The organism is Myxococcus sp. MISCRS1, from assembly GCF_026626605.1.
In the GTDB taxonomy this organism is placed as follows: Bacteria; Myxococcota; Myxococcia; order Myxococcales; family Myxococcaceae; genus Myxococcus; species Myxococcus fulvus.
In genome coordinates, this window is record NZ_JAPNKB010000001.1 from 6,989,552 (window position 1) to 7,015,887 (window position 26,336).

A 26,336-nucleotide genomic window follows, 5' to 3' on the forward strand; every position below is an offset into this window, starting at 1 on the left:
TGTCATACGCGGGCGCCTGCAATACGCCTGAGGCCCATGTCCTCCGACGCCGCGCTCCCCGCCGACTTCCTCGCCGCCCTCGCCGAGGGCTTCCCCCAGGACTTCCTCACCCGGGAGCCCGAGGAGCTGAAGGAGTACGGCCGCGACTGGACGCGCGTGTACACCCCGGCCCCCAGCGCGGTGGCGCTGCCCCGCACCACGGACGAGGTCGCCCGGCTGCTCGCCCTCTGCCACCGGCACGGCGTGGCGGTGGTGCCCTCCGGTGGGCGCACGGGCCTGGCCGGCGGCGCGGTGGCGGCCAGGGGGGAGCTGGTGCTGTCCCTGCGGCGCATGGCGCACATGGGGCCGGTGGACCTGCTCGGCAACACGGTGCGCGTGCAGGCGGGCGCGGTGACGGAGGCGGTGCACCGCCACTGCGCCGAGCACGGCCTGACGTGGCCGGTGGACTTCGCCTCCAAGGGCTCCAGCACCGTGGGCGGCAACATCGCCACCAACGCGGGCGGGGTGAAGGTCATCCGCTACGGCCTCACCCGCAACTGGGTGCTGGGGCTGCAGGTCGTGACGGCGGAGGGCCGCGTGCTGGAGCTCAACGGCGCGCTGGAGAAGAACAACACCGGCCTGGACTTGCGCCAGCTCTTCATCGGCAGCGAGGGCACGCTGGGCGTCATCACCGAGGCCACGCTCAAGCTGACGCAGGTCCCCGGCAAGCAGGACGTCTTCCTCTTCGCCGTGCCGGACGTGGCCGCGGTGCTGCGGCTGTTCCGCGACGCGCGCGAGCAGACGGCCTTCGTCATCTCCGCCTACGAGTTCTTCACGGACCGCTGCCTTTCCCGCGTGCAGCGCCACCGCAAGCTGCGCTCACCGTTCGAGGCCGACAGCGGCTGCTACGTGCTGCTGGAGGCCGAGTCGCGTGACGCCTCCGCGGTGGAGGCCTGGCTGGGCTCGCTGTTCGAGCGGGGGCTGGTGACGGACGGCACCCAGGCGCAGGGCGCCGCGCAGGCCCAGGAGCTGTGGGCGCTGCGCGAGGGCATCAGCGAGAGCCTGTCCGCCACGGGCCTGCCCCACAAGAACGACATCTCGCTGCCCGTGGCCGGCCTGGAGGCCTTCTGCGCGGAGCTGGAGGCCGTGTTCCAGGCGCGCTACCCGGGGTGGGAGATCTGCCTCTTCGGCCACATCGGCGACGGCAACCTTCACGTCAACGTGATGAAGCCGGACGCCATGGACAAGGCGGAGTTCCTCGCCCACACGAAGCAGGCGGACCCCACCATGTTCGAGCTGGTGAGGAAGCACGCGGGCAGCATCTCCGCGGAGCACGGCATCGGCCTGTTGAAGAAGGACTACCTGGGCTACTCGCGCTCGGAGGAGGAGCTGGTGCTCTTGCGCGCGCTCAAGCGGACCCTGGACCCCCGGGGACTGCTCAACCCGGGGAAGGTGCTGGACGCCTGAGCGCGGCGCGGCGCGCGGTCAGGAGACGATGCGCGTCTTGATGTCGGTGGTGAGGCCCGCGATGGCGTCACACACCGGGCGCGACACGTCCTGGTCCAGGTCCATCACCAGGTAGCCGATGTTGGCGTCGGTGCTGAGGACCTGGGCGTGGATGTTGGCGTTCAGGTCGGAGACGATGCGGTTGATGTCGCGCAGCACGCCCGGGATGTTGCGGTGCACGTTGAGGATGCGGTGCGTGCCGGGGATGAGCGGCGCCTCCACCATGGGGAAGTTCACCGCGCCCGTCGTCGCGCCCGTGCGGAAGAACTTGGAGAGGCTGACGGCCACCTCCTTGCCGATGGACGCCTGCGCCTCCTCGGTGGAGCCGCCGATGTGCGGCGTGAGCACCACGTTGGGCAGGTTCTGCAGCTCCGTCACGAAGCCGTCCGAGTTGCCCTCCGGCTCCTCCGGGTACACGTCCACCGCGGCGCCGCCCAGGTGCTTGGACTTGAGCGCCGCCGCCAGCGCGGCGATGTCCACCACCGTGCCCCGGCTGGCGTTGATGAGGCTCGCGCCCCGCTTCATCTTCGCGAACTGCTCGGCGCCCATCATCATGTGCGTGGACGTCAGCGCGGGCACGTGCAGCGTCACGAAGTCCGACTCGGCGAGCAGCTCGTCCAGCGTCGCCACCGAGCGCGAGTTGCCCAACGGCAGCTTCGTCATCACGTCGAAGTACACCACCCGCATGCCCAGGGACTCGGCGAGCACGCCCAGCTGCGAGCCGATGTGGCCGTAGCCGACGATGCCCAGCGTCTTGCCGCGCACCTCGTGGCTGCCGGTGGCCACCTTGCGCCACTGGCCGGTGTGCACCTCGCGGCTGCGGTCGAAGAGCTGGCGGGTGAGGACGATGATTTCCGCGATGACCATCTCCGCCACGCTGCGCGTGTTGCTGAAGGGCGCGTTGAAGACGGGGATGCCGTGCGTGTTGGCGGACGTCAGGTCCACCTGGTTGGTGCCGATGCAGAAGGCGCCGATGGCGAGCAGCTCCTCCGCGTGCACCAGCGCCTCGGAGGGCACCGTGGTCTTGCTGCGGATGCCCAGCAGGTGCACGCCCTTGAGCCGCTCGGCCAGCTCCGGCGGCTTGAGCGCGGAGCTGACGCGCTCCACCTGGAAGCCCTCGGCGGCCAGCAGCTCCTCCGCGGACGGGTGGATGTTCTCCAGCAGCAGGGCGCGGAACGGACCCTCGTTGAGAATCGGGCGCGTCGGGGACGGCGGGAACCGGGCAGTGCTCATGTCGCCGTGCGTTATTCCCGGGCCCCCGGTGTGTCAAGCGCGGCTTGAGCAGGCGGGAGAGGCCGGTGTCTCGGGCAGGCAGGCCGCTGGCCCGGCGTGCGTGGAGGAAGTGGCCCCGAAGACAGAAGCGGGCGGCCCGTCTTCCACGGACCGCCCGCCCCGGTGAGTCAGGTGACGTGTGTCAGCGGGGACTACCGGAGCGTCCAGGCCACCGTGCCGGAGCAGGTGGTGGCGCCGTAGCAGCCAGCGCGAATCTGGTACGTCCCGCCCGCGCCCGCGGGCACGGTGTAGGTGGCGTGGGACAGCGAGCCGCAGGCGTCGTCGTTGCTCGTCACCTGCTGGCCCGCGCTGTTGTACAGGCGCAGGAAGGTGTCGCCGGTGCCGGAGGCGCCCGTCATCGAGCAGGTGCCGAAGGACAGCGACTGGCCGGCGGTGAGGGTGACGTCCTGGTTCGTGGTGCCCGTGCGCGCGCTGTTGGTGGCGGTGGCGGAGAAGTCGAACGTGCCGCTGGTGGGCGCGGGGGTGGAGCCGCCGCCCTCGAGCTTCCAGGCCACGGTGCCCGAGCAGGTGGTGGTGTCGTAGCAGCCGGCGCGGACCTCGTAGGTGCCCGCCGCCGTCGCGGTGAAGCTCAGCTGGGAGCCCCGGCCGTTGCACGCGTCGTCGTTCTCCGCGACCTGCAGGCCACTCGGGCCGAACAGGCGCAGGTACGAGTCACCGACGACGGCCGCGTCCGGCACGCCGCAGGTGCCCACGGTGATTTTCTGCCCCGCCGTCAGCGCCACCGTCTTGTTGGTGGTGTTGACCGTGGCGCTGTAGGTGTTCTGGGCGGAGAAGGTGAAGGTGGTGCCGCCCGTCGGAGGCTGCGTGGTGCCGCACAGGCGCTGGCTGGTGGCCACCTTGCAGAACGCGGTGATGGCGGGCTGGACGTAGGTGATCTCCTCGCCCCCGCAGCCCGTCTCCGGGCAGTTGTTGACGACGTAGCAGCTCCCGCTGCGCACGTAGTCCTCGTCGCCGCGGACCAGGATGCCCGCCAGCGTGTGGTTGGCGGTCTCGTAGACGCCCGAGCCGGAGTTGCCCGCGAAGGTGTCCGTGGTGGCGATGAAGTAGTCCAGGGTGCTGGCGCGCGCGGTGCGCACCTTGCCGCCCGAATCAATCTTGAAGGGGATGCCGCTGCCCGAGCCGATGACGGCCACGCCCTCGCCCGCCGTCAGCGCGGTGTTGCCCGAGCGCACGGGCGCGGGGGTGAAGCGCGGCGCGGCGGAGCGGTCCAGCCGGATGATGGCGTAGTCGAGGTTCGTGCTGCCGCTGCCGGAGTCCAGCCGCCGCGTGACGATGGCCTTGCAGGAGAAGATGTCCGCCGTCGTCACCTTCTGCAGGGTGTCGGCGCCCGTGTTGTAGTAGTTGAAGACGAAGCGCGTGTCGGCGCAGTCGGCCGCGTTCTCCACGCAGTGGCCCGCCGTCAGCACCAGGTCATCGTCGATGAGCGTGCCCGAGCACCACGCGGCCGCCGGGTCGTTCCAGAAGCGCTGGTTGGTGCACAGGTTCTCGTACTCGCCCAGCGTGTAGGCGTAGAAGCCGACGTCGTCCGGGTTGGACGTGTCGAGCATGTCCGGGGACATCAGCGCCACGGTGGACTGCTCGGCGCGCTGGCGCAGCGTGGCGTTGGCGTGCGCGTACACGTCGAAGCGGTCATCCGTGCCGTACACCACGGGGCTCTCGCCGGAGCCCGTCTCCTCCGGCACCTCCGGCTCACCCGTGGGGGACTCGGGGCCCGGCTGACAGGCGGTGACGGCGACAGAACACAGGAGCGCGCCCAAGAGCTGCCGGGCGGCGCCATTCCGGATGTGGTGCATGAAGAGACGACTCCTGAAGTGGAACGGGCCCGCCCGCAAGGCCGGGCGGGGCTCACATTATAGGAGCCCCCCTGGCGCGAAGGCAGAGGGCCCAGAGAATCTGGATGAAAATGCCAGCGCTACCTCTGGGGCGCGCTGGTTTGGGAGGAGTTCGCGCTTTACGGTGGAATTCCAGAAATTCGCTTCGTCCCTGCGTGGGAGGACGTTCTGAGGAGGGCAATGGCTCTCTGGTTGGGCTCAGCGATGCGCTTGCCGAGGCAGGCGCATCACCGGAGGCATTCCACGTCGCTGGCTCCGGCCCTGTCGCCTGCGGAGGTCGAGCCCTCCCACCTTGTCGCTTTCGTGGCCCTGCCTCGTCTTGTAGCGCCTCATGAGCCGAATCGCCCGTCCTTCAATCCCGTGATTTCCGGGGAGCCCTTCTCGCCAAGTGCACTTGGAGGACGCGGTCCGCGAGAGAATGAGCCATCGGCGTGGGGCCGAGGTGGGCCGTGCGCTTCTCCGACCACGGGCATGAGACCGACATGACCCGGACGACAGGCGTCATGAAGGTCTCTAGCGCGGGATGGCAGTCCACGTCCTGAGACCCTGGCGTGGTTTCGCTTCGCTGCGCGGTACTGGAAGCAACCTGCGCTGCTGGCAATTCAGAGGAAGGGTGGAGAGCCCCATTTCCTGGAAGGCCAATTGCAGAGGCGACGTTAGGCTGATGCGTGTTGCGCTTCATTGATGTGTCGTTGGTCCGAGGATGCTTGCGCCGTGCATGTTTGTGTGGGGCGCGCAGGTTTGAATTGACTCTGGGTGATGGGTTGGGGCATTGGCTGTGATAGTCAGACAGGGCCGGAACATGCAGAGGGGGACTCGATGATGTCGAGCCGATGGGTATTCGTGTGTCTGGTGGTGCTTGGTGCGGTGACGGCACGTGCGGATGGAGGGATTGCGAATTGGTTGGAATTGTCCGCCCGCCAGGAATCGGTCGGAGGCGAGGCGCCTTCCAGTCCAATGTCGCGGCGAGAGATTGACTTCGAGGAGAATGGTCAGACGCAAGCCTATGAGCTCGCGCGGGCCGACTGGGAAGCCCGTCGCGATGTTGCCCAACTCCAACTCTCCGAGGCCCTGACACGGGCGAGGCTCGCGCTTGGGCATCCACCGCCGTGGTGGAGGAGGTTCTGGCATTTGCCTGGGCCCTCTGATGCCGAGCGAGCCACCCTGGAGCAGTCACGTGATGCGCTTTTGAGTGCCATTGCGCCCTTGAAAGCCCTCCGGCTGGAGGATGAGGCCGCGAAGGCGCGTCACCAGCAGGTCCTGGTGGAACTGGAGCGTCAGCTCGAAGGGCTCGAGGTCGAGATGAGGGGCGGTTACGCCCGTGCCTGGCGCATGGCGTGGGGTGAAGGCCCTCACGTGGGTATCTCGCGGCTGAAGTCAAAGGCCTCGGCCTGGGAGGGCGGGCTCATGGTGGACGATGTGAGTCAGGTGGCTCGCATCGAGAAGGTCGTCGCCACGGACCTTCAGGAAGGCGTCGTCGGACAACCGCTCCCTCAGCCGGTGACGGTGCGCGTGACAACCGTGGATGGTGACCCCGTGTCAGGGGCGACGGTCACGTTCAAGAGGCATGCTTTGGCTGAACCCACGTTCCTTCCCGTGACAGGGGGAACGACGCCCCAGGTGCAATTGGAGGCGCTTACGGATGAGAACGGGCTCGCCTCGGTCCGAGTCCTGCCTGGTACGAACATCCTCCGGTATTTCTTCGAGCGACAGGCCACTCCGTACGCGATTCGCCTGGGATACAACGCGGTGACTGCGGAGACCTCCAACGGTGTCCAGAGCTTCAAGCTGGCGTCGCCGTTCGTCCATGTGGGCCATCCCGACATCCCCTATCAAATTGAACGTCTGGCCAACGTGACGGCCGCCCAGGAGCCAGGGGTGCAGCTGTTCTCACCTTTGTTCGGGCGGGTCCTGGATCGGTACGGAAACGCTTGCCCCAACAAGCAGGTGGTCTGGACCCAGACCACGGCGACGGGTCGGTTCTTCCGCTACCAGGACGTGACGACTCCGCAGGTGCTGGACACTGCCAGCCCGATGCAGCTCGCGACGCTTCAGGAGTGGTCGGACACGAGCGGATGGATTGGTCCTGGCTACATTCCTGGCCCCAGCACGGGCTACTACTATGTGACGGCCACGGTGGGGGCGCTGAGCAGGACTATCTGGGCAAACGTCACTTCGACCGTGCGGTACACCTTCCGGACGACGAGCAACGACGATTTCAACGGAGCCTTCCAGACGTCCAGCCCCAAGCTCAAGGCCGTCCAGATCCTGAGATGGCCCCAGGGGGCCCCGGGTTGGGTGCACGTGACGGGGCAGGAGGCGGACTTGGCCAACGTCGCGGTGGGTATCTGGACCCGGGTGCAGTCAGGGACGGTCCTGGATTTCATCCAGGCGACTCCCAGCACCGTGGGGAGTGCCCCCGGAGATGACGACAAGACGGTCATCTTCCGGCAGCGGTTCCTCGCAAGGAATGAGTCGCAGCAGGTCTATCTGCAAGCGGCAGCCTACGAGCGCCGTGCCAACAATCAGCTCGTCCAGGTGTGCTGTGTACGCGACCTGTTTGGGTGGAACACCTCGACGATTCCCACGCTCCGGCTCGAGCGCAGGTTGTCTGGCGGGGTGAGCATTCCGCCTCAAGGACTGGCGCTGACATCGGACTCGGCTCTGGCCTTTTGGTCGGGGAATCAAACGTCGGACCAAATCTACGCCCGAGTCGCCGTCCAGTCCCAGGTTCCAGGTGACGCGGTCCTCAACCTCTCGGCGCACCAGCGCGACGCCGACAACGACCTTATCCTGCCCGCGGCGGCGAACGCCGAGCGCATCCTGCCGATGCTGGCGGGGACCCAGGGTGGTCGCGTGCGTATCGAACTCTACGCGAAGGACTACGCGACGACCCCCCCGACCAAGGTGCTGCAGGCCGCGGAGGACGTCGAGGTGCTTCATCCTGGTTCGGACATCCTGTTGTCGGGCCTTCCGCTCGGGGCTCGGTGGATGCTGCCGGCGTGGGATTTCGCCTCCGCGCAGAAGCCGGCTCCTGGGCAGCCTCCGCATGACGATGCACAGGCACCGGTGGCCTACCCGGCGCGGCTGGGTGTGAAGGTCTTCACCCAGGGGCGGCTTGTCGTCAGCCGGGGCGCGACGGAGCTGGCCTCCGCCAACGTGCGGACGGGGGGCGTGGGCATCACGGAGGTCGTTGCCTTGAGTGGCTCGGTCAGCCTGGGGCTGGACGGCTTCGCGCTGGTCGAGGTGCCGCCCGGGACGATGGGGACGGAAGACATCCGGGTCTCCCTGGTGCCGGAGAATCCCGCCCAGCAGACCTTCCACGAGGATGTGCCCCTCACGACCCGGGTGGGGAGCGTGGGTAAGCTCCCAGTGGCCCACACCTTCGTCAAGGGCGTCAGCGTGGTGGATGGGCATCTGGTGAAGCAGGCCTCGGATGTCGAGTCCGCCAGTCGAGGTGTGGGGCTTGCCTGGACACGGACATACTCCTCTGGGGCGAGCGAGGAGGGGCTGCTCGGCGCGGGGTGGTCGCATGGCTACGAGGGCGCGGTGTTGTCCGCCGGCGGCGGGTTCCGCTACGTGGTCGTGGGCGGCGAGGGGAGTGGGCAGACCTTCCAGTGCACGGAGGAGGGCGTCGGGTGCGTGCCCCAGCGAGGCTTCCACGGAACGTTGCGCGCGTCTGGGGTCGGGGCTGGACGTGAACTCATCTACCGCGCGAAGAGCGGCGCGGAGTATCGGCATGGATACCTGGACACCTCCGTGTATCCGGCCAGATATCGGCTCACCGCTGTCGTTGCGCCGACGGGACACACGCTGTCGCTGCGCTATGGCGATGCCTCGGTGGACAGGGCACTGACGCGCGTCCGTGACGACTCGAGCGGCAGGCTGCTCCAGCTGAGCTACCAGCGCTTGGCGGGCCGGCTGCGCCTCCATCGCGCGGAGTTGCACCACGCCACCAGCGTGGATGCCACGGCCCTGACGCCGCTGAACGTCTGCGTCCAGTATGGCTATGACAGCCAGCAGCGGTTGTCCTCGGTCGCGCGTTACGACGGAGCTTGTGGGAACGGCGCTCCGGTCAGGACGGAGTCGTATTCCTATGAGACGGGGGCCGCTGAGGTGGGGCGCACTCGGATGTCCCAGCACATCGGGCCTGATGGCCAGGTGATTCGCTACACCTACCACAGCGCCTCGGAGGCGATGCCTGGCGAGGACGACTACCTGCTCCTGATGAACAAGGACGAGCGGGTGAAGTCGGTGGTGGAGACACTCTCCCTGCAACCGCTTCGCGAGGCCACGACGACGTTCGCGTATAGCATTGCACCGGAGTCGCGCACGGTGCTGGGGCAGTCGCTCGCCACCTTTGCCACGGAAGTGAAGGGGCCCAGGCTCGAGGTACCCGCGACCCGCTATCGCATGCTCGCGACGGGCGCGGTGGCGGAGCTGGAGCGGCCGTTGTCCATCGGGGTGGTGGCGCGCACGGGAGCGCTCTGGGACTCGGTCCATCGCACGCGGGATGCCGAGCACGATGCCCGCGGGAGGGTGACGCGCTTTTCCTATGACGCGAAGGGCAACCTGATTGCCCGTCGCATCGAGGGCGGTGCGCTGCCCGCATCGGGAACGGCTGCGGCCACGGTGGCCGTCACGGACGCACAGGGCCAGCCCGTGGCGGAGGTGGTGGAGAAGTGGGGCTATGACGCGGGCTTCAACACCCAGGTGTGTCATGTGGACACGGAAGGATATGCGACGGTGTCCCGGGTGGACTCCACGGGCGACGCGCCCGAAGTCCTGCTGCCATTGGGTACGGGGCGGTTGTTGGAGACGCGCCACTATGCGAACCGCGTGCCGCGTCAGGTACTGACGTCGACGGGGACGTGCGAGCAGGCGGTGGCCTCGCTGACGACGTCGCCCCAGGACGTCGTGCTCCAGTGGAGGTATTGCGGCGTGGAAAGCACGCCGTGCCCGACGGGTGCGCTCACCGGTGACTGGGTGGAGACGGTGGGGGCGGACGGCCACGTGGAGACGGCCACCGCCTATGACGTCTACGGCCACCTGCAGTCCAAGACGCTTCAGGTGCAGGGTGCGTCGACAGTCGCGGTGCAATACACGTACGACGCGCGAGGCCGGCTGTTGACCGAGCTGGACGGCCTGGGCCGTCATCGCGTCCAGGAATGGGATGCGCTGGACCGTGTGAAGAAGGAGGTGCGCAACACCACTCAGGGCCTCGGGGTGACGCGCTCGCTGGAGTACTCCGCGAGCGGTCAGCTCAAGAAGGAAGTCGTGGGTGAGGACTTCCTGCGCGAGCACATGCTGGATGCGGCAGGGCGCCGCGTGCGCACGGTGGAGTCGGGAGGGCGTCTCGTGGGGCCGCTGGAGACCCATTACGCCTACGATGAGGCGGGAAACCAGACGGCCGTCACGGATCGTCGTGGTGTGCGTACGTCCACGACGTATGACTTCGCGGACCGGCCAGTGGAAGTCTCGGTCTCCGTGGCGGATGGGGCGCGCTTCACCGCACAGGGAGGCAGCACCGATGAGGTGAGTCTCGTCCGGACGGTGTCTCGCCTCGGTTACGACGCGGTTGGCAACAAGGTGTGGGAGTCGGACCTGTCCGGGTTCGACCGGACGTACCGACTGGATTCTCTCTACCGGGTGGTGGAGGAGCAGGGCCCCGAGGTGCCAGGCGCGACGGATTCGTCGTCGGCCGTGCGGTATGCGCAGACGTTTGCGTATGACATGAGGGGCCTGCGGGTGCGTCAGGTGGATGGCAACGGCCATCCGAGCACGGTGGAGTACGACTTCCTGGGCCGCGCCGTCGTCCTGACGGATGCGAACGGTGGGGTGGAGCGTCGCCAGCACGACGGCCGTGGCGACGTCACGCGGACTCGCTGGGAGGCAGAGGGTGTCCAGCACCGGATGCGTGATGCGACGTATGACGGCCTGCGCCGTGTGCTCTCCACGACGGAGACGGTGGCGAAGGCGTCTGGCCAGCACGTCTACACGACGCAGACGGTGCATGACGATGTGGCGCACGTCGAGTGGACGCGGGATGCGCGTGGTTTCCTCCACGCCCGGCACTTCGATGGACTGGGCCGCGCGTTCAAGGTCGTGGTGGACGCGGCGTCTGGGCCGCTGACCCGTCAGCCGGACGTGGCGGGCGCAGGTGCGGCGCTCGCGCTGACGAGCACTGTCGAGTACGACAAGTACGGCCAGGTGGCGGCCAATGTCGACGCGCTCGGGCGGCGCACGGGGACGGTGCACGATGCCCTGGGGCGTCCGAAGACCGTGAATCGTCCGATGGGCGTAAGCGAGAGCCTGACCCACGATGGTGAGGGGCGCGTCACCAGGTCCGTGGATGGGCGCGGTGTGGAGCGGCGCTACACGTTCGATGCCCTGGGACGGCCTCGTGACGAGGTGCTGGTGGAGAGCCTCTCGCGGTCTGGGCAGGTCCTGCCAATGCGCCAGCGCACGTACGTGGATGAACCAGACTCCGAAGGTCTGACTCGCGAGGAGCTGCGGGATGCGCGGGGGAACCTCGCGGTGGTCTTCCGGGATGGGCTCCGGCGAGAGGTCCGTCGCGTGGATGCGCTGGGGCATGCCTGGGAGGCCCGGTTCGACGCGCACTTCAAGCGACAGGAGAAGAACGCGAAGGGCCATGTCACCCGGTTCACCCAGGACGCCGTGGGCCGGCCGCTGAGTCAGACGGAATACCTGTCGGCGGGGGGCGCGGCTGCGTACACCCAGAGCTGGGAGTACGACGACGAGCGCCGTGAGCAGACGCATGTGGACCGACGCGGTGTGCCGAGCGTGCTCCAGTCGGATGGCCTGGGGCGAAAGGTGCGCTTGGTGCGTGGCCAGGGACAGGACGTGGCGGAGGAGTCCTGGGAGCACGACGCCGCGGGACAGGTGGTGCGCGCGGAGGATGCGAACGGCCATGCGACGGTGCGGGTGTATGACGGCGCGGGGCGGATGTTGGCGCAGACGCTGGGGGAGGGGACAGCGGAAGCTGCCACGACCACCTTCCAGTACGACGCCGCGGGGCAACTGACGCAGCAGAAGGGACCCCGCGTGACGGGGAGCGCCTTCGATGTCCGCTTTACCTACGACGACCTGGGGCGGCGAGTGCGTGAGGAGAACGCGCTCGACCAAGCCTCCGTCCGGGCCTACGACGCCGTGGGCAACAAGGTGTGCGAGAAGCGGCCCTTGGGGCACCCGACGCTGGCGCACGGCGGCGCGGTGGGGCTGACGTTGGCGCAGATGCAGTCGCACGCATGCTCCGGCACTCACGTGACGGAGTATGCGTACGACGAGCTTGGGACGCTGCTGAGCGTCACGGACGCGGCGGGCGGGCTCTACTCTTATGTCTACGACGCCACGCGGAACCTCGTGGCGAAGCAGGACGCGAATGCGAGCCTCACCACGTACGAGTACGACGCGCGCAACTTGCGTACGGCCGAGCACCAGCACCTGGATGCCCACTCGCGGCTGACGCCCGCGCAGCGGAGCAGCGTGCCGCTGTTCGAGAGTGGCGCGACTCCCTCGGGCAGCATCGGGACGCTGACGTCGCGGTACACGTATGACGCGAATGGTAACCGGGAGTCGCTGGTCGACCCCAAGGGGCAGCGCACGACGTATGTGCATGGCCTCTTCGACTTGCTGGCCTCGCGAACCTATTCGCAGCATGCGTTGCCACGAGCGCTCCCCTCGGTGAATGCGGAGGAGTTCACGCACGACGGCAATGGCAACCTCACGCGCGAGACCCAGGTCAAGCTGACCAGTTCGGGAACCGTCAGCGAGGTCACGTCCTACACCTACGACGTACTCGACCGGGCGAAGACGCGCCTGCGCGAGTTCGACGGGAAGCAGGTGTCCTACGGGTACGACGCGATGGGGAATCGCACGCGTGTGACGGACCCGGATGGTGTCCAGACGACGTACACCTATGACGCGCTGGGGCGGGTGAAGACCGCGACGCTGCAGGCGGGTGTGGTGCAGTACTCCTATTGGCCCGATTCGTTGGAAAAGGGGGTGACATGGCCGAATGGTGCTTCGGAAGGTCGCTGCTTCGACGCGGCCGGGCGCCTCACGAAGCTGGTGGTGGCTCGGGGGACAGTGTCCTCCACGTGCCAGCCGAGCGAGGGGACGCTCAGCCAGTACTCGTACACATATGACGCGAACGGGAACCGACTGACGCAACTGGAGGCGCGTACGTCCCCCCAGACGCAGGTGCTGAGCGCGGACGAGCTTACGTCCTATGGGTACGATGTCCTGGGACGGCTCACGGGGGTGTCGAGTCCGGACGGAGTCACTTCGCTGTATCGAATGGATGCGGTGGGCAACCGCACGGGCGAGCGCCAAGCGCCGACGACGGGGGTGAACCCCATGCTCGGGCCGGATGCCTATGACTGGGTAGACCCATCGATGCTCACGCGGGATGTGACGGCAACGTTCAACCGGGTGGACTGGCTGCAGGGGCTCGTGGATGACAAGGACGCTTCGCGTAACGCGACGTTCGCCTACGACCTGGCTGGAAACCTGGTCCTGCAGATGACGCAGAGCGGGACGCGCACGTTGACCTGGGACATTCGCCAGACGCTGACGGTGGTGGCCCGGGATGGGGTCGAGGCGGGGCGGTACGACTATGACGCCAATCTCCAACGCCTGCGGCGGAGTACTCCCTCCGAGAACGTCGTGTATGTGCTGGATGGAGCCTTCGTGTTGCAGGAGGCGGATGGCAGCAAGTCGCATCGTCCGACGACGCGCCGATACCATTACGGAGACAGGCCCCTGGCGGTCAGTGATCTTGCGAACCCCGCTACGACGAGCTTCCTGATGACGGATGCGCTGGGCAGCGTGGCGGACGCCATGTCCAGCAGCGTGGGAGGTTTCATCACGGCGGCGCGTCAGTACGACGCGTGGGGCAATCACCGAGCGGGCTCGGCGCCCACGGCTAACGAGTTCAAGCTGGGCTTCACGGGCCACCAGTTCGATGTGGAGACGGGGCTCACCTATGCGCGAGCAAGGTATTACGACGCTGAATTGGGCGTCTTCATCAGTAGCGATTCGTATCAAGGTGCGCTGGATGACGCTCCGAGTTTGCATCGATATGTGTATGCGTTTTCAAATCCGCTAAAATGGAGAGACGTTAATGGGCACGACCCATGGAGTGGCGACGCACTTATCGAATCGCGGCTGAATGCTGAGGGACAGCTTTCCGAGGAAGACTGGAGCACGATGCAGCAGGGGCGTGGGCTCGGTGTCGTTGCTGGCTTTGCGATGTTGAGTGGATGGGGGGTGGTCAAGGCTGCATATGACGCCGCGCTCGTGAAGCTAGGATTGGCGGGTGGCGCGGCTGTTGTCGCCGAAGGCTTGGCTGACACGGTGGGTGTTGCGACTGGCGGATATGGGTGCGGAGTGGTGCAAGATCCGTCGGCCTGCCGTGACGCACTGCTTTCAGCCACAGACCTGGTCACAGGTCCCTTCACTCCATTTGCGGAAGAGAGCTTGGCTCGACGCATGAAGTCGGGCTTCAGCAGTCCCCACAGGCGTGGGCCTCATGCCGAGGTCATAAAAAATGCTGGGAGTGCTCGCTCCACTGTCGTGGAGGCTCCTGGTGGGGGCGTGATTCGGGTTCCGTTCTCCGAGACCAAGACAACACGGGCCGCCGACGACGATCTGGTGCGTGCAACAAAGCAGGCTGTTGCAAAAGAGTTGCGTGGGAAGACGATAGAGGCTGACCAAGTGGCAGACTTGTTGGAAGGTAAATCTGCTCCAGGGGAGAAGGTGAAATTCCGATTCGAACCCCAAAAGAAGCTCGATGATAAATCTCGCGAAATCGGTGGAACAGTGGGGACTCGTGCGTTCATGTATGCGGATACCGTCTACGCTGCAACTGAGCAGGCCGAGAATGGACCTGCGCTCGTTCGGCTCGGTGACGTACTCCATGAAGGTGTGCATCAGATTGACTACTTAAGGAATCTTCATTTGCCGGGAATGAGATTCGAGTCCGGACATCAGTTGAAAGTGGATGGACAGATGACGCCAGTCGGGGGGCAGGTTCGGGTACGGGCGCTCGAACTTCGCGCGTTTCGTGCCGAAGAGGCCCTTCGTAGCTCTCTGGGCCTACCGAAGCTCTTCAGTTCGGACATGGCTTTGCGTAGATTCATCGTCCAGAATTATGAGCAGGTTTACCTGGAGCCATGACTGATTCCATGAAGGGACTTGAGGGGCGATGACACTTCGACGCACAGCGACTGGTAGCTTGTCCGAAGGGCTCGGTATGGCTCGATGGGGCGATGATGAAGCAACCCTTCGGTCGGTCTATCCCGAGGCCTTTGTTCGGCACATGCCAGTAGTTGGTGCGCCGCTCGTTGTCCCCAGCCTGTTCAAGGGGCCTTCTTCTCACGGAGTAAAGGGTTATTTTTTTCTCGGTCCGCGAGGGGTCGAGTACATCGTTCTCAGTGAGGGCTCTGAAGCAGGGGAGGTGGATGTTCTCCCTTGCGTGCATTCTCTCGCCCATCGCTTCGGTTTTGGCCCCATCACCGAACTGAAGCGGGATGTATGGGACGTTAACGGAGTGCAGGTATTGCTTCAGCTTTGCGAACCACAGGAGGAAGGTGGCCCGGTTTCCGAGTTCTACTTGCGAGTGAATCACCCAGGATTGACTTGTCCCGAGTTTCGGATCTTTGAAGGTCGACCATTGTTGCCGAAGCGTAAGGCTCGGGCTCAGTCCGCTTGGGACCACGCGGTGGTGTCGGCCTCGGTTCGGGCAGACTCGTTCGTGGAGTGTCCTTTCTGTGGAAGGGCATTCAGTCTGGCCGATTCAGCGAGATGGAATGGCTTACGCCACCTCACATGTGGTCAGCGTATCCAGCTAGACCGAATGCCGAACACTTGAGGAAAAGACGGCTCATGTTGTCTCGACCGCGAACAAGGAGGCGGGTGGATTCAAGAGGTGAGAGGGCAAGGGCCGCAGTACCTGGGCGGACTGGTGGAAGAGGTCGGTCCGCGTGCTGCGGTTCACGGGGACACCGCCACGCTCCATCTGCTGGGCCAGGTGGTGCCGGGGCATCGCGTCCGCGCACTTGGAGACGACCACGTGCGCCGGGCGCGTGGGGCGAGCAGATGGGGCAGGCGCTCCGCGAAGGTGCGACGCGCGCACTTCGAGTTTCGACAGCGAAAGCGGCGCACCTGCAAATGAAGCTCAATACGGCGCCCGGTGGCAGGTAGGTCGGCCTGACGACGGACGTAGGTGCTGTGCAGCGCATCACTGAAAGTGAGTGAGTGCCAGAGGCCCGGGGTAGCCTCGCCTCCTGGCAAAGTCAAGCGCAGGCGTGCTTGGGGTGGCCTCTGCGGACCCTCTTCGTCCCCGGAAGGGACCTCACTCCGCCTCGGGGTTGCGCAGCCACTCCAGGGCTTCCGGCTTCGTCTCGAACGTGCGCGTGGGGATGGTGAGCATGGCCCGCTTCGTCATCCGCCACGCCTGCAGGCCGGAGGGGGCGTCACTGACGACCCGCGCCGAGCGCTTCATCCCGTGCAACTGCGCGTACGCGTTGAGCGCCGCCATGGAGGCCACCACGTCGGTGGGCATCACCCGCAGCTGGGACTGGTCCACCAGCGCGGACCACTCCCCCGCGAAGCCGACAATCGCCTTCTTCACCTCCGTGAGGTACTCGGTGAGGTCCGCCGAGGTGACCTGCGGGGGATAGACGACCTCGAGGATTCGGTCCTGCGCGTGAACGGTGATCTGGAATGGCATGGGCGGTGACGGCTCCGAAGGCGCGCCATCCTAGCCTCAGCCGGTGACACTCCGATACCCGACGCTTCACCTGCCCCCGAAGACGGGTGGCAAAGGCCACCCTGTCCAGAAGCGCCGGGAATGTCAGACCCCCCGGCTAGTGACGTCCCTGCCGCCGAACCGGTACTGGCCTGCGTCGTAGGGCGTGGCCGGCGGTTCGAGCCGGCAAGGGGGTTACATGAACAGGAAGCTGTATGTCCTGGGCGCGGTGCTGGGCACCGTGCCGGGGCTGCTGCCGGGAGCCTGTCCGCCGGGGGATTTGCCCGCCGGAGAGGCACGACGGGAAGCCCAGGCGCCGGTGTCGGCGCATGGCAAGGGCAGGACGGAGCGCCGGGCCGTGGTGGCTCCGCCCGAGGCTCCCAAGGCCGTCCGGAGCGAGGACGCACGGGCGATAGGCGCGCGGGAGACGGAAGCACCCCGTCACCCGTGCGAGCTGATGACGGTGGTGAAGGTCCCCTGCGATGAGCGCCTGGAGACCTGTGAGTACACGTATTGGGAGTGCCCGGCGGCGGTGAACCCGCTCCGGGCCTGAAGCAAGTCGAAGAGCGAGGCCCCTCATGATGCGCACCGACCGACAGGCAAGCCCCAGCACCCCCACGGCCTGGGGCGCGGACCCGCTCGTCGGGCAGGTGTTGCAGGGCCGTTTCCAGGTGGTGGCGCCGCTGGAGGGTCCGGGCACGCAGCGGGTGTACCGGGCCCTCCAGCTCCCGCTGGAGCGCACCGTGGCGCTGCGCGTGCTGGGCGCGCCCTTCGAGGACCTGGAGGCCCCGCGCCGCTTCTTCCAGGAGGCCCGCGCCGCGGCCAGGCTCGCCCATCCCCACACCGTCACCGTGCTGGACGCGGGGCGGCTGGAGGACGGGACGCTGTTCGTGGCCACGGAGTGGCTGGAGGGGCGCACGCTGCAGGAGGTGCTCGCCTCGGGGCCGCTGCCGTGGGCGCGGGCGGTGGCGTGGGCCCGGGCGCTGGGGCGCTCCCTGCGTCAGGCGCACCAGCGGGGCGTGGTGCACGGGGACGTGTCCCCGGGCAACGTCGTGCTGGTGGAGGAGGCGGGGGCGCACGTGAAGCTGCGCGGCTTCGGGCGCACGCGGCCCGTGATGTCGGAGTCGGCCCGGCTGTCGGTGCGGGAGCTGACCGAGGGCGACGCGGGGCTCGGCGCGCCCGCGTACATGGCGCCGGAGCGGGCGCGGCACGTGGCGGACGCGCGCGGGGACATCTACTCGCTGGGCGGGGTGCTCTTCCACATGCTGATGGGGCGGGTGCCGTTCGAGTCGGATGACCTGCTCGAACTCGTCTTCGCCCACCACAAGGAAATGCCTCCGCGCTTCTCGGAGCTGCGGCCCGACCTGGCCGTGCCGGAAGCGGTGGAGGCGGTGGTGCGGCGGTGTCTGGAGAAGCGCCCCGAGCAGCGCTTCGCGTCCATGGAGGCCCTGCTGGAGGCGCTCGGGGACGCAGCGTCGCGCGAGGTGGAGCCCGAGCAGGCGCCGGTGCGCGCGGCTTCGGACGCGCACCGGACGCGGGGGCCTAGTTGGTGGGGCCGTTGGCGGGCTTCTTGAGGTACTGGTCGAGGAACGCGCGGGTGCGGGAGTAGGCCTCCTCCTCGTTCTTCTTCTTGGTGAAGCCGTGGCCCTCGTCGGGGAAGAGCACGTACTCGACGGGGACCTTGCTCTTGCGCACCGCCTGGACGATTTCGTCCGACTCCGCCTGCAGCACGCGCGGGTCATTGGCGCCCTGGATGACGAGCAGCGGCTGGCGAATCTTCTCCGCGTGGAACAGGGGGGAGATTTCGCGCAGCATCGCCTCCTGCGTCTCGGGGTTGCCCACCTCCTGGTAGAGCGCCTGGCGCCGTGACTCCCAGTGGGCGGGCATGCTCTTGAGGGTGCGCAGCCAGTTGGACACGCCGAAGATGTCCACGCCCACGTTGAAGACGCCCGGGTGGTACGTCAGCGCGGCCAGCGTCATGTAGCCGCCGTAGCTGCCGCCGATGATGCCCACGCGCTCGCCGTCCACGTACGGCAGGCTGGCCAGGTACTTCTTCGCCTCCACGCAGTCGAGCAGCGGCTCCTTGCCGTGCTTCTGGTCATCCGCCGTGTAGAACGTCTTGCCATAGCCGGAGCTGCCCCGGTTGTTGATGGCCAGCACCACGTAGCCGTGGTTGACCAGGTACTGAATCATCGGGCTGTAGCCCTTGCGGGACTGGCCACCGGGGCCGCCGTGCACCCAGATGAGCGCGGGCGCCCGCGTCTGGGCGGTGGCCTGGTGCGGCTTGAAGAGGATGTTGGGAATCACCATCCCGTCGAACGACTTGAAGCGCACCACCTCCGCGTCGACCAGGTCCTTGGCGTCGATTTCGGTGGTGAGGTTGTCCGTCAGGCGCGTGGCCTTCTTCGTCGTGAGGTCGAAGACGTAGAGGTTGTTGGGCGAGCGGTCCCCGCGGTGGTGGAAGGCCAGGCGCTTCTCACCGCGGCCGATGGACACGCTGGTGATGTCACCCTCGGGCAGCCGGGGCAGCTCCAACTGCTTGCCCGTCTTCGTGTCCTGCACGCGGATGACGGTGCTGGCGTCCGCGTTGATGCCGGTGACGCGCAGCGCGCCGTTGCGGGAGAAGTACGTGTACATCACGTCCCAGTCCGTCTTCTCCACCTCCTCCATCTTCCCGGTGGCGAGCACGTAGCGCACCACGCGGGTGAACTCGGAGCCCTCGTCGGTGATGAGGTAGAGCGCGGTGGAGGTGGTGTCGAACTCGGCGGGGCTCCAGGTGGCGGTGCCCTGGTGCTGGCTGATGTGCTTGCGCTCCTTCGTGGCGAGGTTCAGCAGGTACACGTCGCTGTCGGCCGTGGTGTTGGTCTTCTCCAGGGCGAGCCACTGCTCGTCCGCGGACACGGCGCCCACGTCCAGGCCGTCCTCGTTCTGGTACAGCCGCGTGCGCTCGAACGTCTTCGCGTCGTAGCGGTACAGGTCCATGAAGCGCTCGTCGCGCTCGTTGGTGAGGACGTAGAAGCCCGCCTCGTCCTGGCTCCAGCCGAAGAAGACGGCGCGGTGCTTGTCGCCCGGGGTGAGGTCCTTCTCCTTCCCGTCGGGCGTGCGCACGTAGAGGTGGTGCTGCTCGTTGCCGCCCTGGTCGCGCGTGAAGAGGATGCGGTCGTCCTTCGGGAAGTAGCTCACCGCGAAGGTGCTGTCCGTGGTGGAGCGGGTGAGCTGGGTGGGCTTGCCGCCCTTCACCGGCGCGGAGAAGACGTTGTAGATGCCCGTCTGGTTCGACGAGTACAGCACCCGCTGCTCGTCGGAGGAGAAGGACGCGCCCCGAATCAGGGTCGTCTTCATGAACTGCTCGATGGTGTAGTGCTTCGAGGGGCGCGTGGACGCGCGCTCGACCTTGGCCTTGCCGGGCGCGGCGGCCTTGGGCGCGGCGGGGTTGGCCAGCGCGAGGGTGGGGACGAGGGTCGCGAGGGCCATGGCCCGCGAGACGGTGAACCAGGACGGCATGGTGGACTCCAGTGGGGGTGTGGAACCCGGAAGCGGCGTCGCCGCCCGGTGTCCCGCCTTGTACACGAACGACGTCGGGCGGGATTGCATGCGCTCGCGAGCCCGCTTCAAGGAGCGAGCGGGCGAGGGTTTTTCGCGGGAAGAGGAGCCGGGGCCCTCCGGGGTTGTGTTGGACGATGCAAGACCCCCAGAGGCCCCTGGTCCGACGCGCGCTCGAGCCTGTCCGTCACCGCGAGCGCAACCAACTCGTCCTGCCCGTCCCGGAGCGTCCAGCCGAGGAGGCTCTCGCGGAGGCTCGCGTGTGGCTCGACGGCATCCACGCGCGGATGCTGGAGGCCGACGATGACGTGCTGCACCAGGACATGCACTCGCTGCACCTGGGGCTGCTCACGCTGCGGCGCCGCTGGAGCCCGGAGGACTGGAAGGCCTTCTGTCAGGACACCGCGCGCAAGCACCCGCTGCGCTCGTTCCTGCACCAGTGTCCCTTCACCCGCCGCGCCTTCGAGCGGCCCCGGGGGTACGCGGGCGACGCGGCGCTCATCGACTACCTCTACCTGGACCACGCCGCGGATGAGCTCCACGCGGGCCGGGAAATCTATCGGTACATGCACCAGCAGCCCAGCGCGGTGAGCGTGCGCGAGCGGCGGGACCTGCTCGCGCGCGAGCTGGACGCCACGGCCGAGCGGGTGCCAGGCGAGGCGCGCATCCTCTCCGTGGCGTGTGGCCACCTGCGCGAGGCGGAGGCCTCGGCGGCGGTGCGGGAGCGGCGCGTGCGGGAGCTCATCGCGTTCGACCAGGATGCGCTGAGCCTGGCGGAGATCTCCCACCACCAGCCGCTCGACGTGGTGAAGCCTCACTGCGGCTCGGTGCGCGCGCTGCTCGCGGGCAAGGAGTCCTTCGCGGACCTGGATTTCATCTACTCCGCGGGCCTGTACGACTACCTGTCCGACTCCGTCGCCACGCGGCTGACGGGGCTGCTCTTCAACATGCTGCGCGCGCGGGGGCGGCTGTTGGTGGCCAACTTCGCGCGCTTCCCGCCGGAGACCGGCTACATGGAGGCCTTCATGGACTGGTGGCTCCTGTACCGCGAGGAGGATGAGCTGCGCGGCTTCCTCGGCGAGGTGCCGCTGGAGCGGCTCGCCTCCGTGCGGCTGTTCCGTGACGGCCAGGACAACGTCATCTACCTGGAGCTCGTGCGCCGCTGACGAACTCAGTGCACCGGAGGGCCCGGGGACTCCTGCGGTGAGGAGGCAGGCCCGGCGCGGGGCAGGGTGACGGTGAAGGTGGAGCCCTCACCCGGCGTGCTCTCCACGGCGATGGCGCCGCCCAGGGCCTGGACGATTTCGCGGACAATCCACAGGCCCAGCCCGAAGCCGCCGTAGTGGCGCACCGACACCGCGCGCTCGAAGCGGCCGAAGATGCGCGCGCGGTCCTCGTCGGCGATGCCGATGCCGGAGTCGCGCACCCGCAGCAGCGCCTGTCCGCCCTTCTCCTCGCCCAGGGTGATTTCAATCGGCTTGCCGGCGCCGTACTTCATCGCGTTGGAGAGGAGGTTGCCCACCACCTGCTCCAGCCGCATCGCGTCCCAGGAGCCGGTGAGCCGGGGGACGCGCGCGTCGAGCCGCACCGGGCACTCCGCGCGCACGAGCGCCTCGCGGCTGCGCTCCAGCTGCCCCTGGACGAGCGCCACCAGGTCCACCTCCGAGAGCTTGATGTGCAGCTGCCCCTGGGCGAGCCGGGAGATGTCCAGCAGGTCGCTCACCAGCCGCCCCAACCGCTGCGTCTGGGCGGAGGCGGACTCCAGCTTGGTGGAGAGCTTGCGGGGGGACAGCCCCGCGTCTCCGCTGGCGCGGACCTGGGCCTGGAGCCCCTGGATGTGGAGCTGCAGCGAGGTGAGCGGCGTCTTCAGCTCGTGGGCGGCGATGGAGAGGAAGTCGTCGCGGCGGCGCACCGCCTCCTGCTCGGCCTCGAAGTTCTCCGCGTTCTCCAGGGCGGTGCCCGCGAGCACGGTGACGAACTCCGCCAGGTGCTCCTCCACCTCGCCGAACAGCGCGCCCACCTGACGGTGCGTGGCCAGGACGCACGCCACCGTCTTGCCCCGGACCTGGAGCGGCGCGCACAAGAGCGAGCGCACCCCGGCGAGCTCCATGCTCTCGCTCGCCCCGCCCGGAAGGCCCTGGCCCATCACGGTGATGCGGCCCGTCTCCATCGCGCGGGCGATGGCGGTGCGGCTGGGGCCCTCGGTGTCCTCGTCCTCGGTGAGCTCGCGCGGGTCCACGATGGCGCAGTGCTCGGCGCGCAGCAGCTCCAGCATGGACTGGCGCACGGCCTCGAACACCGCCTCGCGCGACAGGGCCGAAGCAAGCCGCCTCCCCGCCTCCAGCACGCGCGGGAAGCGGTCCACCAGCGAGAGCGCGCGGGTGCCACCCGGCTCCGTGACCTCGGGCGAGAGGCGCTCCTCCATCTCCGCCAGCTCGCGCGTGGCCACGGACAGGTCCGCCTCCGCGTCGGGCCAGCCGAGGGCGCGGCCCAGCTCTCCTCGCGCCTTCAGGCTCCGGGCGTGCTCGTGGCGCATCTTCAGGTCGCGCGCGGCCTGGAGGGACTGCTCGAGCCATTGACGGGCCCGGCGCTCCTGGCCCCGCAGCGCGGCGACCAGGGCCCGCTCCCGCAGGGCGTGAGGCAGGTTGTTGCGGTAGGTGCGCGCCAGGGCATGCGCGGCCTTCGCCGTCTTCTCGGCGCGCTCCAGCAGGGCGCGGCGCCTTCCGGCGGCCAGGGGTGAGGTGGCCTCCGCGAGCTGGCGCAGCGCGGTGGCGAGCAGCGGGGTGATGGGGGCCACGTACTCCTGACGCAGGTGGGCCTCGTCGACGAGCCGCGCGGCGCGCTCCAGCACCGCCACCGCGCCCGCCGCGTCGCCCTGGCGCATCCGGTGGAGGGCGTCCGCCTGGAGCACGCCCGCGAAGCTCTGCGGGTCCGGCTGGTCCGGGTTGGTCAGCTCTCCTTCCAGCAGCGCGCCCGGCAGCCTCCCGTCGGACGCCTTCGCCCAGGCCTCCAGGCCCAGCCGCACCGAGTAGCGGTCCCCCAGCGCGAGCGCGGCCGCGTGCAGCCGCTGGCTCGTCTCCAGCGACTCGCGCAGCCGGCCCAGGCGGTAGAGGGCCATGGCCACCTGGAACGTGGCGTTGTTCACCTCCCACGGGTCTCCGGTGCGCTCGAGCAGCCGGATGGCCTGGGTGCACTTCTCGATGCAGTCCTCGAAGCGCGAGGACGCGTAGCAGGCGAGCCCGTAGAAGTGCAGCGTCTGGCCCTGGCCCCAGACGTCGTTCTGCTCCTGGCGCAGGGACAGCGACTTCTCCGCGTACGCGTAGGCCCGCTCGAACCAGGGCAGGGTGGTCAGCGCGGGCGAGTGCTCCGAGTACGCCTGCGCCAGCTCGGGCGTGGGAGGATAGCGCTCCGCGAGGTTCAGGTCCCTCAGGTGCGCCCACAGCACCGCCGCGCGGCCACGTCGGTACCAGTAGCCGTACGCGAGCCGGCTGTAGAGCCGCACGGCCTGGAGGTCCTCGGTGCCGCCCTCGATGGGACGCCGCGCGAGGAACCAGCGCGGCGCCGCCGTGTGCGCGGCCTGCGCGAGGATCTCCCACGCCGCGCTCGCGCCGGTGAGCACGCCCCGGGGCGGCACCCAGCGTCCCATCAGCTTCAGGCCCTGCTCCAGCGCGACCGTGGCCTCGCCGAAGTCGCCGCGCTTGAAGGCGAGCTCACCCAGCTGGCCGAGGATGCGCGCCTGCTCCTGCTTCTCCCGCGCCAGCGACTGCGCGCGCTCCAGCTGCTGACGGGACTCCTCGTAGCGGCCGCGCAGCATGAGGACGTTGCCCAGGCCCGCCGCCACGCGGAAGCGGGTGCCCGCGTCCGCGCCCGCCGCGCCGCGCTCGGCGATGCGGTAGTTGAGCTCCGCGGACTCCAGCGCGAACCGCCCGCGCGCCAGCTCCGCCGCGACGAGCGCGTGGGGCAGCGCCTGCGTGTACTCACCCGCGGCGTCGAAGTGGTAGGCCAGCTCGAACGAGTCCTTCGTCGGCTGGGCCGCCGCCGAGCGCGCCGCCTGCCGGTGCAGCTCCCGCCGTCGCTGCGGCGTCAGCATGTCCAGCAGCACCTCGCGCAGCTTGTCGTGCACGAAGGTGTAGCGCGTGCCCTCCTCCCACAGCATGTGACGGCGACGCGGCTCCTCCAGCGCGGCGCTCAGGTCCTCGCGGGACACGCCCGACAGCGCCTCCAGGCGCGACAGCTCGAAGGACTTGCCCAGCACCGCGCCCACCGACAAGAGGCGCCGCGAGGCCAGGGGCAACAGACGCAGACGCCGCACCAGGAACCCCGCGGCCTGTCGGGACGAGCGCGCGTGCGCCATCGCCGCCGGCTCCACGCTCCAGCCGGAGGGCCCCGGCACCAGCACGCCGTCCTCCACCAGCCCGTGCAGCACCGCGCTCGCCATGAAGGGGTTGCCCTCGGACAGCCGCGTCACCAGCTCCGTGGCCTCGCGGGGCAGCGTGCCCGCCATGGACTCCGTCAGGCGCGTCACCTCCGCCGCGCCCAGCGCGGACAAGCGCAGGTGCACCGTGGGCGCCAGCTTGCGCAGCACGTGCGTGGGGCCGATGTCCTCGCCACGGAAGGCGACGATGACGAGCACCCGTCCCTGTCCTTGTCGCCTCGCCTGGGACCAACCCTCCAGGGCCCGCAGGGTCAGCTCATCCGCCCACTGACAGTCGTCGAGCACCACCACGGCGGGCTCGTCCCGCGTGCCCAGCGCGCCGAGCAGCGCGGTGAGTGCCTGGATGCCACGGCTCTCACCCAGGGACTCGGGCCCCAGCGCCCGCGCGGAGGCGTGCGGCGCGGGACACAGGAGCGGCTCCAACTGCGGCAGCACCATGCACAGCCCCGCCTCCTGTCCGACGAGCCGCCCCCGCAGCGCCTCGGCCAGCGCGGGCCGCGCCGCGAGCGCCTGGGTGATGGCCGAGGCCACGCCGGTGAACAGCTGGAAGGGCCGCCGCGCCGCCTGGTCCTGCGCCTGTCCTTGCAGCACCCACGCGTGGTGTCTCGGAGCGCGGGCGGAGAGCTCCTCGAGCAGCCGGCTCTTGCCGCCGCCGGACTCGGCCTCCACCACCACCAGTCGCCCCGGGTCCGTCAGTGTGTGCGCGAGCTCGCGCTCCAGTGTCGCGACCTCCTCGTGGCGGCCGACGAAGGAGGGCTCGGTGAGGCTGCGCCGGGCGTCCCTCGCGCCGATGATGAGCTCCGGCTCCGCGTGGCCCTGGGAGAGCGCGTCCTCCAGCTCCAGCAGGTCCGCCAGCGCGGAGGCGGCCGACTGGTAGCGGTCCGAGGGGTCCGTCTGCAGCAGGCGCGAGACCAGCTCCTCCAAGGCGCGCGGCGCGTCCACGCCCACCGCGCGCAGCCGGGGCCGCGCGGACAGGTGCTGCCGGAGGACCTCGCCCACCGAGTCGCCCGTGAAGACGGGCACCCCGGCCAGCGACTCGAAGAGGACGACGCCCGTGGAGTACAGGTCCGACGTGGCCTCCACGGGGCGATGCAGCAGGCCCGCCTGCTCCGGGGAGAGGTAGCGCGCGGTGCCCACCGGCAAATCCCGCAGGGACGCATCCAGGCGCTCGCTGCGGGCGAGCCCGAAATCAATCAGCGTGGCGCGCGACAGCGGCTCGCCGGACACGATGAGGTTGGCGGGCTTCACGTCGCGGTGCAACACGCCGTGGTGGTGGGCCTCGGCCAGCGCGGACAACAGGCCCCGGCCCAGCGCGAGCGCCTCCGGGACGCTCAGCACGCCGCGCTCCAGGCGCGCCTCCAGGGACTCTCCCGGCAGCCAGGGGGTGACCAGGTACAGCCAGTCCTCCGAGGTGCCGATGTGGCGCACGGAGACGATGAAGGGGCTGTCGAGCCGCGCGAGCGTGGCGGCCTCGTGCTCCATGCGGTGACGCGCGGCGGGGACGAGCGCCGTGGTGGAGGTCACCTTGATGGCCACGCGCTCCCCGGTGCGCACGTCCACACCGGCCCACGTGGAGATTCCCCGGCCGACCTTCAGGCGCTGGACGAGCTCGAACCGGTGGCCCAGTCGGCGGCCCGGCCGCGGCTCTCCTGGAACGGCGCTGGCGGATTGGATGCCTTCAGCCATTCAGTGCCCTCACGCTCCACTCCATGACGCAAAGGCGCCGTGGTTGGCCGCGCGTCCCGTCCTTCCCGGCAACGTTGGGTGTCGGACGGGCGCCGCCAAGGGAGTGGCCGGAGCACGCTTCCCGTGCGCCGACTCAGCCTTCAACAGCCGCACGCGCTCCGCTTCCCTCCTGCTTCTCGGCCATGCGGGCAGGCTGCTCGGACAGCGGGGGGGCGGGCGTGTCTGACTCGGGTGTACCCGCACGTCGTCCGGCGGGCGACGGGGCAGGGGGCCGACCTTCCGGCAGGCG

11 protein-coding genes are annotated in these 26,336 nt (G+C 68.7%); 5 read left to right on the forward strand and 6 right to left on the reverse strand.

Features of this window, described 5'->3' with window-relative positions; all coding sequences use genetic code 11:
- Positions 1–36 precede the first annotated feature (36 nt).
- Entirely contained in the window at positions 37–1,446 is a 1,410-nt protein-coding gene (locus OWM54_RS27835) for an FAD-binding oxidoreductase (protein ID WP_267699471.1), read from the forward strand.
- Between the two features lie 18 nt (positions 1,447–1,464).
- On the opposite strand, the gene serA is transcribed toward OWM54_RS27835, so the two are convergent.
- On the reverse strand, positions 1,465–2,718 hold the full coding sequence (gene serA, locus OWM54_RS27840; RefSeq protein WP_267699472.1) for a phosphoglycerate dehydrogenase: 1,254 nt from the start codon (positions 2,716–2,718) through the stop codon (positions 1,465–1,467).
- A 191-nt stretch (positions 2,719–2,909) separates the two neighbouring features.
- The gene (locus OWM54_RS27845; RefSeq protein WP_267699473.1) at positions 2,910–4,571 is read right to left on the reverse strand and encodes a serine protease; all 1,662 of its coding nucleotides are present in this window, start codon (positions 4,569–4,571) and stop codon (positions 2,910–2,912) included.
- A gap of 858 nt (positions 4,572–5,429) precedes the next feature.
- Between OWM54_RS27845 and OWM54_RS27850 the strand changes: the two genes are divergently transcribed.
- A complete protein-coding gene (locus OWM54_RS27850) occupies positions 5,430–14,810 on the forward strand; it encodes an RHS repeat-associated core domain-containing protein (protein ID WP_267699474.1) in 9,381 nt (3,126 codons plus the stop codon).
- Between the two features lie 706 nt (positions 14,811–15,516).
- On the opposite strand, the gene OWM54_RS43430 is transcribed toward OWM54_RS27850, so the two are convergent.
- Positions 15,517–15,768: an IS66 family transposase gene (locus OWM54_RS43430; RefSeq protein ID WP_420715351.1), complete on the reverse strand. Its 252-nt coding sequence runs from the start codon at positions 15,766–15,768 to the stop codon at positions 15,517–15,519.
- A 219-nt stretch (positions 15,769–15,987) separates the two neighbouring features.
- Positions 15,988–16,365 carry an STAS/SEC14 domain-containing protein gene (locus OWM54_RS27860; RefSeq protein WP_254038463.1) on the reverse strand — a complete coding sequence of 126 codons (378 nt, stop codon included), beginning with the start codon at positions 16,363–16,365 and terminating at the stop codon, positions 15,988–15,990.
- Positions 16,366–16,582: 217 nt separating this feature from the next.
- Here OWM54_RS27860 and OWM54_RS27865 point away from each other — a divergent pair, with 217 nt between their 5' ends.
- Positions 16,583–16,936, forward strand: a complete 354-nt coding sequence (locus OWM54_RS27865; protein ID WP_141326168.1) for a hypothetical protein — start codon at positions 16,583–16,585, stop codon at positions 16,934–16,936.
- Positions 16,937–16,961: 25 nt separating this feature from the next.
- Entirely contained in the window at positions 16,962–17,957 is a 996-nt protein-coding gene (locus OWM54_RS27870; RefSeq protein WP_223782534.1) for a serine/threonine-protein kinase, read from the forward strand.
- Here the strand turns inward: OWM54_RS27870 and OWM54_RS27875 are convergent.
- Entirely contained in the window at positions 17,926–19,887 is a 1,962-nt protein-coding gene (locus OWM54_RS27875; protein ID WP_267699475.1) for an alpha/beta fold hydrolase, read from the reverse strand. The genes OWM54_RS27870 and OWM54_RS27875 overlap by 32 nt on opposite strands.
- Positions 19,888–20,063: 176 nt before the next feature.
- Between OWM54_RS27875 and OWM54_RS27880 the strand changes: the two genes are divergently transcribed.
- Complete coding sequence (locus tag OWM54_RS27880; RefSeq protein WP_267699476.1) at positions 20,064–21,092, forward strand: class I SAM-dependent methyltransferase; 1,029 nt, start codon at positions 20,064–20,066, stop codon at positions 21,090–21,092.
- A 5-nt stretch (positions 21,093–21,097) separates the two neighbouring features.
- On the opposite strand, the gene OWM54_RS27885 is transcribed toward OWM54_RS27880, so the two are convergent.
- Positions 21,098–26,047 (reverse strand): protein kinase domain-containing protein, encoded by a 4,950-nt coding sequence (locus OWM54_RS27885; protein ID WP_267699477.1) that lies wholly within the window; start codon positions 26,045–26,047, stop codon positions 21,098–21,100.
- Between the last annotated feature and the right edge of the window lie 289 nt (positions 26,048–26,336).

Bases quoted from the DNA above. Each gene is read 5' to 3' on its own strand.
- OWM54_RS27835 (WP_267699471.1), top strand. From the start codon at position 37: ATGTCCTCCGACGCCGCGCTCCCCGCCGACTTCCTCGCCGCCCTCGCC.
- serA (WP_267699472.1), bottom strand. From the start codon at position 2,718: ATGAGCACTGCCCGGTTCCCGCCGTCCCCGACGCGCCCGATTCTCAAC.
- OWM54_RS27845 (WP_267699473.1), bottom strand. From the start codon at position 4,571: ATGCACCACATCCGGAATGGCGCCGCCCGGCAGCTCTTGGGCGCGCTC.
- OWM54_RS27850 (WP_267699474.1), top strand. From the start codon at position 5,430: ATGATGTCGAGCCGATGGGTATTCGTGTGTCTGGTGGTGCTTGGTGCG.
- OWM54_RS27860 (WP_254038463.1), bottom strand. From the start codon at position 16,365: ATGCCATTCCAGATCACCGTTCACGCGCAGGACCGAATCCTCGAGGTC.
- OWM54_RS27865 (WP_141326168.1), top strand. From the start codon at position 16,583: ATGAACAGGAAGCTGTATGTCCTGGGCGCGGTGCTGGGCACCGTGCCG.
- OWM54_RS27870 (WP_223782534.1), top strand. From the start codon at position 16,962: ATGATGCGCACCGACCGACAGGCAAGCCCCAGCACCCCCACGGCCTGG.
- OWM54_RS27875 (WP_267699475.1), bottom strand. From the start codon at position 19,887: ATGCCGTCCTGGTTCACCGTCTCGCGGGCCATGGCCCTCGCGACCCTC.
- OWM54_RS27880 (WP_267699476.1), top strand. From the start codon at position 20,064: ATGCAAGACCCCCAGAGGCCCCTGGTCCGACGCGCGCTCGAGCCTGTC.
- OWM54_RS27885 (WP_267699477.1), bottom strand. From the start codon at position 26,047: ATGGCTGAAGGCATCCAATCCGCCAGCGCCGTTCCAGGAGAGCCGCGG.